This is a genomic window from Belliella filtrata (assembly GCF_022549775.1).
Lineage (GTDB): Bacteria > Bacteroidota > Bacteroidia > Cytophagales > Cyclobacteriaceae > Belliella > Belliella filtrata.
In genome coordinates this window covers 19712-33806 of sequence record NZ_JAKZGP010000053.1, presented here as the reverse complement: position 1 = coordinate 33806, position 14095 = coordinate 19712, and the positions used below count along the sequence as shown (strand labels likewise).

The 14095-nt window shown below is 39.2% G+C and carries 14 protein-coding genes; all 14 read right to left on the bottom strand.

What is annotated here, in order from left to right; translation table 11 throughout:
• Positions 1–287 precede the first annotated feature (287 nt).
• Positions 288–1517: an MFS transporter gene (locus MM239_RS16510; protein WP_241349359.1), complete on the bottom strand. Its 1230-nt coding sequence runs from the start codon at positions 1515–1517 to the stop codon at positions 288–290.
• 197 nt (positions 1518–1714) lie between these two features.
• A protein-coding gene (gene prfB / locus MM239_RS16505) for a peptide chain release factor 2 (protein ID WP_241349358.1) occupies positions 1715–2816 on the bottom strand; the annotation gives its coding sequence in 2 pieces (ribosomal slippage) (positions 1715–2755 and positions 2757–2816; 1101 coding nt in all).
• Positions 2817–2875: 59 nt separating this feature from the next.
• On the bottom strand, positions 2876–3394 hold the full coding sequence (locus MM239_RS16500) for a hypothetical protein (RefSeq protein ID WP_241349357.1): 519 nt from the start codon (positions 3392–3394) through the stop codon (positions 2876–2878).
• 125 nt (positions 3395–3519) lie between these two features.
• On the bottom strand, positions 3520–4587 hold the full coding sequence (locus MM239_RS16495; RefSeq protein WP_241349356.1) for a branched-chain amino acid aminotransferase: 1068 nt from the start codon (positions 4585–4587) through the stop codon (positions 3520–3522).
• 4 nt (positions 4588–4591) lie between these two features.
• Positions 4592–5140 carry a cob(I)yrinic acid a,c-diamide adenosyltransferase gene (locus MM239_RS16490; protein ID WP_241349355.1) on the bottom strand — a complete coding sequence of 183 codons (549 nt, stop codon included), beginning with the start codon at positions 5138–5140 and terminating at the stop codon, positions 4592–4594.
• Between the two features lie 79 nt (positions 5141–5219).
• Complete coding sequence (locus tag MM239_RS16485) at positions 5220–5942, bottom strand: ABC transporter ATP-binding protein (RefSeq protein WP_262918692.1); 723 nt, start codon at positions 5940–5942, stop codon at positions 5220–5222.
• A 200-nt stretch (positions 5943–6142) separates the two neighbouring features.
• Positions 6143–8953 (bottom strand): tetratricopeptide repeat protein, encoded by a 2811-nt coding sequence (locus MM239_RS16480; protein WP_241349354.1) that lies wholly within the window; start codon positions 8951–8953, stop codon positions 6143–6145.
• A complete protein-coding gene (gene gatC / locus MM239_RS16475) occupies positions 8953–9240 on the bottom strand; it encodes an Asp-tRNA(Asn)/Glu-tRNA(Gln) amidotransferase subunit GatC (protein ID WP_241349353.1) in 288 nt (95 codons plus the stop codon). Before gatC ends, MM239_RS16480 begins: the two co-directional genes overlap by 1 nt.
• A gap of 18 nt (positions 9241–9258) precedes the next feature.
• Positions 9259–9993, bottom strand: coding sequence for a lysophospholipid acyltransferase family protein (locus MM239_RS16470; protein ID WP_241349352.1), 735 nt, complete (start codon positions 9991–9993; stop codon positions 9259–9261).
• A complete protein-coding gene (locus tag MM239_RS16465; protein ID WP_241349351.1) occupies positions 9990–10361 on the bottom strand; it encodes a globin domain-containing protein in 372 nt (123 codons plus the stop codon). Before MM239_RS16465 ends, MM239_RS16470 begins: the two co-directional genes overlap by 4 nt.
• 152 nt (positions 10362–10513) lie before the next feature.
• On the bottom strand, positions 10514–11863 hold the full coding sequence (gene accC, locus MM239_RS16460; RefSeq protein ID WP_241349350.1) for an acetyl-CoA carboxylase biotin carboxylase subunit: 1350 nt from the start codon (positions 11861–11863) through the stop codon (positions 10514–10516).
• Between the two features lie 29 nt (positions 11864–11892).
• Positions 11893–12360 carry an acetyl-CoA carboxylase biotin carboxyl carrier protein gene (gene accB / locus MM239_RS16455; protein WP_241349349.1) on the bottom strand — a complete coding sequence of 156 codons (468 nt, stop codon included), beginning with the start codon at positions 12358–12360 and terminating at the stop codon, positions 11893–11895.
• A gap of 103 nt (positions 12361–12463) precedes the next feature.
• Positions 12464–13027: an elongation factor P gene (gene efp / locus MM239_RS16450; protein WP_241349348.1), complete on the bottom strand. Its 564-nt coding sequence runs from the start codon at positions 13025–13027 to the stop codon at positions 12464–12466.
• Positions 13028–13053: 26 nt separating this feature from the next.
• Complete coding sequence (locus MM239_RS16445) at positions 13054–14052, bottom strand: beta-ketoacyl-ACP synthase III (protein ID WP_241349347.1); 999 nt, start codon at positions 14050–14052, stop codon at positions 13054–13056.
• Positions 14053–14095 lie beyond the last annotated feature (43 nt).

Here is a 14095-nt window from a genome sequence, read left to right as displayed (position 1 = left end):
CAAAAACACAAAAACTGGTTTAATTAAAAAAAAGAATTCCCTGGAAACAGGGTCATGGGAATCCTATGTCTATTTTCTAAAGCAAATTGATCAAACTACTTCAATTATTTAAAATCGGAATTGCTGCCTACCCGATTTGATTTTTTCGGATTATTACGGTATACTTAATTTCTGTTTATCAGCACTTCAACTCCAGAACATTCTCAATTCTATGCCCTATTTTGAAGTTAAAAAAGTACATCGATTAATATCTACAATTAGTTCGAAAAACTTATCACCTTTCCTGTTTATTTTTCTCGGTAATTTTGCTCATCATTTCCCATGCTTGCATGTCGTTTTGAAATAAACATGAGAAGTATAAATGCCAATAAAGCGCTCAGGGCACCAGAAAGAAAGACTATTGGGAAATTGGATGTGTTGTTGCCAAAGAGAAAGCCAGATGAAATAGCACCTATACCTATGCCTGCCTCAAGCGCTATGTACATCGTGGCCAAAGCCCTCCCGCGGAATTGATCAAGTGATAAGTCTATCGTCCATGCCGAAATGGTAGGGGAGTTCATGCCTACGGAAGCACCAAATACAACTCCCGCAAGAAGTAAATGGGTGCTGGTGCTTGACAATGCGATCATAAGCATGGCTATGGCCATGGAAAGGGTGGATACTTTTAGTACAGGAATTCTACCGTATCTGTCAGAGGCTTTTCCTGCTATTACTCTTATGCCCAAGGAGGAAAGTGTGAACACAGCAAAGAACAAGCCCTTATTTTTTATCCCCAAAAACGTGGAGTAATCAGGGATAATGGTTAGTACTATTCCAAAAGAAAACACTGCTAGAAACAATACAGAGGAAGGCATCCAAACGCGCTTTTCGATAATCTCATGCTTCTTCAGTTTAAAGTGATTGAAGTTAAGTTTTTCCCTTTCAAGTACGGTTTCCTTTAGCCTTAGGATAATTAATATCGAGGCAATTGCAGTAGCAGCAGAAGTATAAAATAGAGGATTGATACCGTAATTAGCTGCTATAAGCCCTCCCAAGGCTGGGCCTGCAGCCATTCCCAATGAGCCAAAAAGAGACTGTATACCCATGGCTTCGCCTCGTTTGTTGAAAGGGACGATGTCTGCGACGAAAGCCGATGTCCCAGTAGGAGTGAAGCCTGTGGAAAAACCATGGACAAACCTTAGTAATAGAAAACCAGCCACCGAACTGATCAAAGGATATAGTAAACTTACGATGAAGCATACTGTAGCACCGAAAACCATCACGGGAATCCTACCAATCTTGTCGGCTAACTTTCCACTGAATGGCCTGGATAGCCCAGCTGTTAAGGTGAAAAGTGAAATGATCAACCCTTTATAATCTTCTCCTCCAAGAGAACTTAGATATGCGGGGAGTTCTGGAATGATCATGTTGAAGCTGGCGAAAAACAAGAATGAACTGATACATAGAATAAAAAAATTAAGCGTGAAGAATGTTGGGAGTATGCGTGAACGCTGCATGGATTGATTCTTTATGGTCATTTTTGTGACCTTTTTAGGCTTGATCTTGGTATACTTACTTTTCTTGGAGAAAAGGAGTTGAACTTGATACTGTGATTCAAAGGGATGTCTCAAAGTATTTGTTTCAAAAAGTAAAGTAAATCGATTAGGTCTTAACTAATGCGTGAAAGAGAAAGCCCCTTAGGTGTTTTTCCTAAGAGGCTTTGTATGATTTTGAATTAATCTTGGCTAGCTTCTTCTTCGTTTTGAGCAAGAAGATAGGCTTTGATAAAGTCATTCAATCCACCATCCAAAACAGCTTGAGCATCTGAAGTCTCATGTGCTGTCCTTGCATCTTTGACAAGCTTGTAAGGATGAAGCACATAGTTTCTGATCTGAGAACCAAAGTCAATCTTCATCTTGGTAGATTCGATTTTGGCTCGCTCTGCATTACGCTTTTCCATTTCCATTTGATAGAGTCTCGATTTTAGCATCTGCATTGCCTTTTCTCTATTGGCGAGTTGGGACCTCTCTATTTGACAGACCACCACAATTCCAGTAGGCTTGTGCGTTAGCTGTACTTTTGTCTCTACCTTGTTTACATTCTGTCCTCCAGCTCCTCCTGATCTTGAGGTATGGAGTTCTACATCTGCTGGGTTGATATCGATTTCTATCGTATCATCAATCACAGGATACACATATACAGAAGCAAAAGAGGTGTGTCTTCTACCACTACTATCAAAGGGAGAAATTCTCACCAATCGGTGTACACCGATTTCAGATTTCAAAAATCCATATGCAAGTGGCCCATCGAATTCCAAAGTTACTGATTTGATACCTGCTACTTCACCTTCCTGTAGGTCAACTTCACGTACTTTATAGCCATTTTTTTCACCCCACATGATGTACATACGCATCAATATCGAAGCCCAATCATTACTTTCCGTACCGCCTGCTCCTGGGTTGATTTCCATAAGAGCGCTGAGTTGATCCTCTTCGCTGCTTAGCATTTTTTTAAGCTCAAGATCTTCAACTTCTTGAAGTACTCGGCTGTATTCTGATTTGAGTTCTTCCTCTGGTACTTCGCCCATCGCGTAGAACTCATAAAGCACATCCAAATCTTGAATTCCTGTTTCGATCTTCTCATAGGAGTTGGTCCAGGATTTCTTGCCTTGAATTACTTTCATTGTTTTTTCGGCTTCTTCGGGATTATTCCAGAAATCCGCCTGGGCTGATACTGCCTCTAGATCTTCTATTTCTACTTTCTTACGATCGTAGTCAAAGATACCTCCTCAAAGCCGATACTCGGGCTTTCAAGTCTTTCAACTGGTCTGATGTCATAATTTGATTTATTTATTTTTGAGGTGCAAAACTCGGAAAATTATAGCTCTTAACCTATTTTAAGTTTCATCATCGTATAGAATGATCAATTTCACCTTCTTCCTACCTTGTTGCTTGAAGTGCGTGTAGCGAATCTTCGAAAGCCCAAATCCTGTACCCAGAAGTATACCTGTGCCTATCAAAGCACCTTGGTCTACTTGCCAATTACTTTCTTGATAGAGATTGTTTACCAGATTGGTAGTAAGCCATAGTACGCCTGCTCCATAACTCAACTTGGAGAGGTTTCTTAGGGTATGATTTCTCGGGTCTTTGTCTTTGATATAGACAGAAGTGATTTCTTCAGGCCTTAGGATGTTTTCTGATAGGATGATGATGTCTTTCTCTATGTCCTTGATTACATCGGTGATGTAATACGCATTGTTTTTGGTCTGATAAGTAAAAGGTTCACCTATTTCATATTTCAGGCGAGTCTTTTGATTGTTTCCTTTTTGAAGCAATATGAATTTCTGACCAAAGCCCTCAAAGGAGATACAAAGGAGAAATGCTGACAAAAGAATTAACCTGAAAGGAAACTGCATAGAGATTTAACGTAACGGAAAGCTGTTCCGATGTGTTGAATTTAGCTTAAAATTTGAATACTATAAAAAAGTCCTGTCAGGTTCTTAATTTTGAAACCAGACAGGACTTATAATGGAGATAAGGCTCAAAGCTTAATGATCCAGCCGTGATTGTCTTCTGTCTTACCGTATTTGATTTGATCTAATTTATCCAAAACTTGATTGCTGAATGCGGATTGATCTATTTCTGGTAATTCATAATCATTGCCATTTACATGAATTTTGGCGATGTGCGCTATGGTTGCGGCTGTACCCGTTCCAAAAGCTTCTTTCAAAGTACCCGACACCAAAGCATCTTCTAATTCTGTTACTCGAAGAAATCTTTCTTCCACTTTGACGCCCATCTCTCTAGCTAAGGTCAGTACAGAGTCTCTTGTGATACCTTTGAGAATAGTTCCTGTGGTGGTAGGTGCAGTGATAAGGGTGTCGTTAATGATAAACATCACATTCATTGTACCACTTTCTTCAATATGCTGATGTGATTTACCGTCTGTCCAGAGTAACTGATCAAATCCTTCTTTTTGAGCAAGAAGTGCTGGATAAAGAGAGCCTGCGTAGTTTCCGGCTGCTTTGGCAGAGCCTGTTCCACCTTCTGCGGCTCTGGTATATTTTGATTCTACTTTTACTGATACAGGCTTGGCGTAGTAGTTACCAACAGGACAGGTGAAAATGATAAACTTGTACTTTTCGGACGGTCTAATACCAAGGTAATCATCAGTTGCAAAAACAAATGGTCTGATGTAAAGTGAATAACCTGGTTTATTTGGAATCCAGTCTGCATCTACTTGTATCAAAGTTTTCAAACCTTCCATGAAAATCTCTTCTGGAACCTCAGGAATACACATTCTCCTAGCTGACTCATTCAATCTTTGTTGATTGGCATCTGCTCTAAAGATCAATACTTCACCAGCTGTATTTTTGTAAGCTTTCATACCTTCAAAAACAGACTGACCATAATGAAGCGTAGCATTGGCAGGATTAAGTTGAAGAGGGGCGTAAGGCTCTATTCTGAAATTTCCCCAAGAACCATTCTCATACTCTGCCACAAACATGTGGTCACTGATAGTTTGTCCAAATTTCAAATCATCAAAATTAGTCGCTGCTATTTTTGAATTGGAAGTCTTATTGATATCTATTGTTAAGGTCGTATTCATCTGTTTATGCTCTAGGGTTCCAAATTACTTCTTCTACGTCAAGTTCGATTGCCATCAATCGTCCCAGCACAAAAAGGTAGTCAGAAAGTCTATTTAAATATTTTACTAAAATTTCATCTACTGGCTCGATTTCCATCAAGTCTATTACTGCACGTTCTGTCCTTCTGCATACTGTGCGAGCTACATGGCAAAACGAAACCGCTTGATGCCCACCGGGAAGGATGAAATGTCTCAATGGTGGTAAATTTGCCTCCATGTTGTCGATCTCACGCTCTAAGATTACCAAATCTTCTTCATGGATGTCTGGTCTTTTTACATTGGTTTTACCAACTTCGGTTGCTAAAGTTGCACCGATTGTAAAAAGCCTATCTTGAATCTCCTTCAGGATATCAATTCTCTGCTTATTGACATCTTGATCCCTAAGAAGACCTATGAATGCATTCAATTCATCAACTGTACCGTAAGCATCTATTTTTGGGTGACCTTTAGGAACTCTTTTGCCTCCAAGTAGAGAAGTCGTCCCTTTGTCTCCAGTTTTCGTGTATATTTTCATATATCCCCTTATTCTACAATCCTAACTGCTTCGCTTTGAAAGCACAAAAATAACATTCTATTTGGACAATAAGGATAAATTATTCTTCTATTTGAACAACTTGGGCACGTGTAGGATTAGGGTTGATCTCGTCTGTCTCGACTAGGCCATCTCTAAGTCGAATTACCCTGTGCGCATAATGAGCTATATCATCTTCATGCGTTACCATGATAATCGTGTTCCCTTTTTGGTGTAGTTCATGAAATAGCTCCATGATACTGTAAGAGGTTTTGGTGTCTAGGTTACCTGTAGGCTCATCTGCTAGGATAATACTTGGATCATTGACCAAGGCTCTAGCAATGGCTACCCTTTGTCTCTGACCTCCAGAGAGCTCATTGGGTCTGTGATGTACACGATCAGCCAAGCCAACATTTTTGAGCGCCTGAAAAGCTTTCTCTTCTCTGTCAGATTTATTATATCCCGCATAGATCAAAGGTAAAGCAACATTTTCCAAGCATGAGGCTCTAGGAAGTAGGTTGAATGTCTGGAAAACGAAACCAATTTCTTTATTTCTGATTTCAGCAAGTTCATTTTCTGACATATCACTGACATCTTTTTCATTTAAAATGTAAGTACCAGCTGTTGGGGTGTCCAAACAGCCTATAATATTCATCAGAGTAGATTTTCCTGACCCAGAAGGACCCATGAAGGCTACATATTCTCCTTTATTGACGGATATTGAAACGGACTTCAAAGCTCTAACTTCTTCGGATCCCATTTTGTAGATTTTCTTGATGTCGGATGTTTCAATGATTTTTTTCATCTGTTCTTATTTTAATTGATCATTCAGTACCAATGTCTAATTTCGAATTGACCTGACTTGATATACCTTTCTAATCTCACGCTGCCTAAATCTACACGAGATATTTTGTGCAGCCTGATTTATGTCAATAAAGATTTATGCTCACAAATTAATCAAAAGTATGTAATTCGGAAAATGCTTTTGATAAACGGTTTGATAAGTTATGGGTTTTCCATTAATAATTTTTCAAATTCATCTTTTTCCATCCAACTTGACAATTCTTCTAATGCTTTTGTAGCATAGTTTCCTAAACCTATAGCCCTACTTTCTGCTACATATGCCAACCAAAGTTTGGGGTCTTTATTGTGTTGAATAGCCTCCTGAAGCGTCTCATACCTAAGAAGAGAATCGTCAATTTTGCTTACGTGATCGAGTAGCAAAGGAGTGAGGTATGCATTTCTTTTGGGTGAAAATGCTGGCTTGATTAGTTTTTCGATATTCGCTGGTAGTACATTGGACTTTTGACTTTCAAAATACCCAACATAGCTATCAAATTCTTCCTCAGTCCAGATAGCATTTTGAGACTGGGTCAACAATGGCTTCAAAAGTCCTAGATCTTCAGCATTGAACCAATGAGCCTTATGTAGCATCATGTAATAAACCAAATCTGTTTGTAAAGTTGTAGATTGTAGTTTTCCAATGTCTGCTAAAAGTTGATGCCCTGTTTTTTGATGAAATTTGCTTATGATTTGAAAAAATGTAACTTGATCATTTTTGATCAACTCATCATTTTCATTGAATTTCATCCATTGTGGGAAAGAAATACCAAACCTTTCAGCATAAGCGAAGGCTGCCTCAGCACGATCTCCAAAGTACAAGACTGCTAGGTGGTGTGGTTTCAATTTTTGACTTTGCACAGCTACTACAAGGGCCAGTTCTTTGGCTGCTTTTTCTATATCTAGCTGACTGATCAATATGTCTGCTGCAAAATATTGAAACGCTTCTGTATGATTAGGATAAGTAATCACAGCGCCTGATAAGTACTTTAACGCCTCATTGATTTGACCTTCTTGCACAGACCTGATGATCCTAGAGCCCAGAAGGTTTCTTTCAGTTTGACCAGTTTGTGCTATTGAAATCAAGCTGTCGATATAGCTGATGTCTGTTTCTAAAGAATTGTTTGTATGATTACTCCATTGGTTTCTAATTGCAGCAGCTTTTACAAATTCTATATTCGGCACCGATTGAAAGTCAATTGTAAAATCAGCATAGTTTCCTTGCTTGTTTTGCTTGGCAAGAAGGTTTATACTTTGAACTGGATCATTTATCTCCACAAATTCTTTTTCTAAATCTATGTGGTGTCTGATAGATAAAGCAAGGAGGTTTGCTTCAGTCACAGAGGAGGGAGTATTTAGACTGTTTAATATCGCTATGGCATCATTAGTTTTATTCGTTTTTGCGTAAAGCAATGCAAGGTTATTTGTCAAAAATTCATTTCCTGGATAGATTTCCAGCCCTCTTTCCATATAAAATATTGCCTCAACAACTTTATTGGTTTGATGAAGCTTATTGGCGTGTAGGATGATGTTCAGGACATTTGGTGAAAAATCAAAGCTTTCTTCTAAGTGTCTAAAAGCCAATGAGGGCTGGTTTTCCATAAAATAAAGATGAGCAGTCATGTTTTTTGACCGATCATTTCTGTGGTATTGATCCCATGAGTTTTCATAAAGAATGCGGGCATGCTGTGGTCTCTCTGTCAAGTAGTAGTAATCTGCACTCAAAACTGAGGAGGCACTTGAAAGTTGAGTGAAAATGACACCATTGGCAAAAATTGTAAGTATTACTAAGGTCATGGTAGCACCTACTCTCATATGGAAGTATGCAAAAAACTGTGGCTTAAAAAGTACTTTTTCTAGGGCATCTCCTTGGTTGAGGATACTAGAAAAGTTGGTCATTAAGTATCCGAAAAACAGTAGACTCAAAGCTATCTGTCCGTACAAAAAGGTGTGATTTAGAAAATCTATCAAAGCTTGATTTTCTGTAAAAATCCCCTTTGACCAAACCAATGTACATATTGCAAAACCGATCAGATAGCATGATTGTCCCACAATTGGACTGTCAAATACTTGTTCGGTTTGGTCCAATTTATATTGAAGCACATAGTATCCGGCCAGCCCAGCGATGATCATCAACACTATTGGTGGAAGGGTGGGAAAGGGGAGGTTGACTTCACCCATCAGGTCGAGCAAAGTGAATAATACTAAAAGAAAATAGAGTGCGCTCAATATGGAGATGTGCCAACTGATTTTAAGTTTGACACCTTGATTGAGTTTTAGCAAAAATATCGTACTGCCAGAGATGATTGCATGGCCAATATGAAGAAGGAAAAGGCAAGATATTACCGCTAGAGGCAAGGTAAGGTGCTCTGAAACATAAAGGAGAGGTTCTTCTATAGGAGACAAAGATAAAATCAAAACAAATGCAGTCACATGAATAGGTGTGATAAGCAATAGCCGTGAAGGTAATGTCCAATGGTTTTTGAAAAAGGAAATAAAACCTATAGGAATCAAAGTAGCACACATCATAATGATCAATGGCAGGTTTCCACCAATTTTGACCAAGTTGAGTCCGCTGAGTCCTGAGAAAGTTAACAAGAAAATTATACTTGCAGCCCCACCGATGAAATACATTCTGCGGAATGAACTGACCAAACAAATACCAAAGGATAGGAGCAATAATCCAATTACACCAAACCCTTTATGATACAATGTGGAGAGGTTTTGAGGAAGGGACTCGAAATTTTGAAAAACAATATAGTTTTCTACATCTATACTGAGCACATCTGTACCAAGCCTCGTAAGCTGAAGTGGGATATGAATGGGTTCTGTAAAGTAACCATTCAGTATGGTTGAAACATGATATGTATCCAGGAAAAAGAGTATCAAGAGGAAAAGGCCTCCAAAAGCTGCAAGCGCTCCTGGTAGGCCTTTGAAAATGATATTAGATATTTTTCTATTGGTTTCTACGGTCATTATTCAAGAACCTTTGGAACACGGAAATAATCAGAATCACGCTGAGGAGCATTTTTAAGTCCACTTTCATGGGTCAAGTGCTCGCCTATTTTATCTTCACGCAATACATTCACTTCTGAAGACATGGTGGTGATTGGCTCTATATTTTCGGTGTCGATTTCGTTTAGTTGCTCTACCCAATCAAGGATCTGGGTCATGTCTTGGGTCATTTTTTCTGCACCAGCTTCATCAAATTCAAGTCTTGCTAAGTGTGCAATTTTCTTTAATGTATTTGTATCAATTTTCATAACTCAAAATTTTCTTAATTATTTCACTCCATTGTCTTTCAATAACTGCGCTTGAATGGTATCAAAACAATACCTTTTGATTTCCTGAAGGTTTTCCTTACCCAAGCCCTCTGTGGAGATTGCAGGATGAAAGGTCATTTTGCCACGCTTGAAATGAAGACGAATGGATTTTTGATCGGGTAAAATTAAATGATTAAATGATAAAGTGACAGGAATAATTGGGATTTGTTTTTCAAGAGCCAAAGTAAATGCACCATCTTTGAAATGGCTCATGTAAGGCGGATTACTCGTGATCATTCCTCCTTCAGGGAAAATCACCAAGCTACTCCCGTTGTCCAAGACATTTTTTGACCTTAGCAAAACTTCCGCACGGCTTCTAGTACTAGACCTATTCACAGCTATGTGCAGTTTTTTGAAGTAGTATCCAAATAGTGGGATTTTTCCCAATGAACTTTTACCTACAAAGACCACATCTCCAGGTACAAACCCCATCATGGCAATGTCAATGTAAGAAAAGTGATTGGCAACAAAAATATATGGTTGATTGCTTTTGATATGCCGCTTTCCTACTATCTGTACGGGCTTAAAAATGAGCAAAAAGTAAATGTTTGCCCAAAATCTATTGATTTTTCTCCCATATTTTCTCATGCCTGGAATCCAAATACTTAAGAGAATTAGTGGAAATAAGGCTAGAAAGCTTAGGCAGAATATCAACAGGCCGTAAGCAGTATAAATCGTCCTTAAAAAGCTCATTGGTTGACCATATGGTTTGCTACTTGCACGAAGTATTTCATCATGGCTTCTCTTGTGTTTTGATCCATCTCGATTTGATCCATGGCTGCAAACATACAGTTTAGCCATGTGTTTCTCATGCTACCATCAATAGTCCATTGAAAATGTCTTTTGCGAAGCATAGGATGTCCTCGCTGCTCAGAATAGGTCTGTGGCCCACCGAATACTTGTAATAGAAAAAGGTACAGCCGATCCTCTGCTGGAGCCAAATCTTCTGGGTAGAGTTCCAGAAGTGCAGGTGTCTCTTTTACTTTTTGATAGAAAAGTTGTGCTAATTCCTTAATCTTGGCTTCTCCAATGGATTGATATATAGTTTGGAATTCGTACATGTTATGATTGCCAAATGGTAAAGTATGTGCTTAAATCATGAGAAGACCTGACAGGTCTAAACTAAACGACATTGAATCTCAATTGGTAAAATACAAGCTTAAATCAAAAAAGACTGCTTTAGCAGTCTTTTTTGAAGAATTTGAAAATCAGCTTATTTTTTGATTACTGAAAAATCAAATGTTTCAAGGAATTTGGTGGTAAAATCACCCTGCTTGAACTGCTCATTTTCTAGAAGCGCAATATGGAAAGGTATTGTAGTTTTGATACCATCGATCACAAACTCTTCTAAAGCCCTCTTCATCCTCACAATTACTTCTTCTCTTGATTGACCACTCACGATAAGCTTAGCAATCATGGAATCGTAGTTTGGTGGGATAACATATCCTGCATATACATGGCTATCGATCCTTACACCACGCCCACCTGGCAAGTGAAGGTTGACGATTTTTCCAGGACTAGGTCTGAATCCATTAGCGGGATCTTCGGCATTGATTCTACATTCCATTGCATAGAGCTTTGGATAATAGTTTTTACCTGAAATTTTTTCACCAGCTGCTACTTTGATTTGTTCTTTGATCAAGTCAAAATCCGTTACCTCTTCAGTGATAGGGTGCTCAACTTGAATCCTAGTATTCATTTCCATGAAGTAGAAGTTCCTGTGCTTATCGACTAGAAACTCGATAGTACCCGCTCCTTCATATCCAATAGCTTCTGCTCCTTTGATCGCTGCATTTCCCATAGCTTCTCGGAGTTCGTCTGTAATGAATGGGGAAGGCGTTTCTTCTACTAATTTTTGATGCCTTCTTTGAATAGAACAATCCCTTTCAGACAGATGGCAAGCTCTACCATTGCTGTCACCAACTACTTGGATTTCAATATGCCTTGGTTCTTCTACGAATTTCTCTAGGTACAATCCATCATTTCCAAAAGCAGCACCAGATTCTTGGCGCGCATCATCCCAAGCTTTCTTGAATTCACTTTCTTGCTTGACGATACGCATACCTCTTCCTCCGCCACCAGCTGTTGCTTTTAGGATAACAGGGTAGCCCATTTCATTGGCTATTTTGATGCCTTGCTCTATGGATTCCAATAGTCCTTCAGAACCTGGAATAGTTGGAACTCCCGCCTCTTTCATGGTAGCTTTAGCCGTAGCTTTGTCGCCCATTTTATTGATCATTTCTGGGCTTGCACCGATGAATTTGATCTTGTACTCTTCACAGATTCTGGAAAATTCCGCATTCTCTGACAAAAATCCATATCCAGGATGTATAGCGTCTGCATTGGTGATTTCTGCTGCAGCGATGATTCTTGGAATGTTCAGATAGGACTCTCTACTTGGGGCAGGACCTATACAGACTGCCTCATCTGCAAACCGAACGTGTAAGCTATCCTTGTCTGCTGTGGAGTATACTGCCACAGTCTTGATTCCCATCTCTTTACAAGTACGGATCACTCTGAGTGCAATCTCTCCTCTATTGGCTATAAGTATCTTTTTAAACACAATCTTTGGGTTTGGTAAATAATGTGAAATTAACCTGCTGGATCTACCAAAAATAATGGCTGATCATATTCTACTGGAGACGCATTTTCAACTAAGATTTTAACGATTTTTCCAGATACTTCAGATTCAATTTCATTAAAAAGCTTCATTGCTTCGATAATACAAACAGTCTGTCCTGAGCTTACAGAATCACCTACATTTACAAAGGCTGGAGAGTCAGGGTTTGGAGTTTTGTAGAAAGTTCCGATCATTGGTGACTTGATCTCGATATATTTTGAAGTATCTTCTGAAGCTGGTGCAGCAGGAGCTGCTGGAGTAGTAGGAGCCGCAGCGGCAGGTGCTGGTGCAGGTGCTGGTGCAGGTGTAGGAGCTGCAATGTATTGTGCTTCTGAATTTTTCTTAATAGAAAGTTTGAATTCTTCAGTTTCAATTTTCACCTCTGCCAATCCAGAGTTTGAAATAAAATCTATCAGGTCTTGTATCTCTTTTGCTTTCATAATTAGTAAAGTTTCAATAATCAGCTAAGCTGCTTATAGTTTTGTTTGGGTTAAATAAATAACAATGTTGTGTAATTTAGCTAAATCGCACAGATTTTAGAAATTATTTTACTCTTTCAGAGTAAGATCCATCACGCGTATCTACTTTGATCATGATATCTTGCTCTACAAAAAGCGGAACCATCACGGTAGCACCAGTTTCGACTGTAGCAGGCTTCAATGCATTGGTAGCTGTGTCGCCTTTGATGCCAGGCTCTGTATAAGTGATCATCAATTCTACAAAAGGAGGAAGTTCCACAGTTAGAGGAGTTTCTGTCTCTGCGTGTACGAGCACATCTACCATTTGACCTTCTTTCATCAAGTTAGCTCTTTCGATGAGCTTTTCTTCTATTCTGACTTGCTCAAAAGTTTCTGTATCCATGAAGTGAAGTCCCATATCATCAGCGTACAAATATTGATGAGGTCTTTTTTCTACTCTAGCGGTAGTTACTTTTTCTCCTGAGTTGAAAGTTTTGTCAAGAACTTTTCCACTCGTCAAACCCTTTAACTTGGTTCTGACAAAGGCCGCGCCTTTACCAGGTTTTACATGCTGAAATTCTACGATGGTATAGATATCATTGTTGAATTCCAGGCACATTCCATTTTTGAAATCTGCAGTACTCGCCATTATTATTTAGTTATATTGTTTCTTTATTATTTCGAATCATAGCCCCACTTGAGGTAAATAGATCCCCAGGTGAATCCACCACCAAAAGCTGCTAAAATGATGTTGTCTCCTTTTTTTAGTTGGCTTTCATAGTCCCATAGGCAAAGTGGCAAAGTGCCAGCTGTGGTGTTGCCATATTTTTCTATGTTCATCATCACCTTTTCTGGACCTACACCCATTCTATTTGCAGTAGCGTCGATGATTCTCTTATTGGCTTGATGAGGTACTAGCCATGCTACATCGTCGGGTGTCAAACCATTTTTCTCCATGATTTTGGCACTAACCTCAGCCATATTGGTTACAGCGAATTTGAATACAGTCGAGCCTTCTTGGAAAGCGAAATGCTCTCTTGCGTCAACAGATTCATGAGTGGCGGGCTTTCTACTTCCTCCTGCTTTCATGTGCAAAAATGGTGCTCCTGATCCATCTGCATGGAGTATGCTATCCATGATACCAACTTCCTCTGTTGTGGATTCTAAAAGAACAGCACCACCACCATCACCAAAAATAATACAAGTGGCTCTGTCTTGGTAATCAATGATCGAAGACATCTTATCTGCCCCGACAATGATCACTTTTTTGTACATCCCAGTTTCTATGAATTGACTTCCCATAGTAAGGGCATATAAAAATCCAGAACATGCAGCTGAAACATCAAAACTCCAACTGTTTTTTGCCCCTACATTGTCTGCGATGATATTGGCAGTAGCCGGGAAAGGCATGTCTGGAGTCACTGTAGCACATATAATCAAGTCAATGTCTTCTGGAGCTGTGTTAGTCTTTTTTAAGAGACCTTTTACTGCCTCTGATCCGATGACTGAGGTGCCTTGGTTTTCTCCTTTGAGAATCCTTCTTTCTTTGATACCTGTACGAGACACAATCCATTCATCATTTGTGTCCACCATGGTTTCTAGTTCTTGATTGGTCAGTACGTATTCTGGTACCCAGCCTTGAACTCCGGTAATTACTGCTCTGGTTTTTTTCATCAAGTTTAATTTAATTAGTCAAAAGTTAAAGCGCATTTTAGCG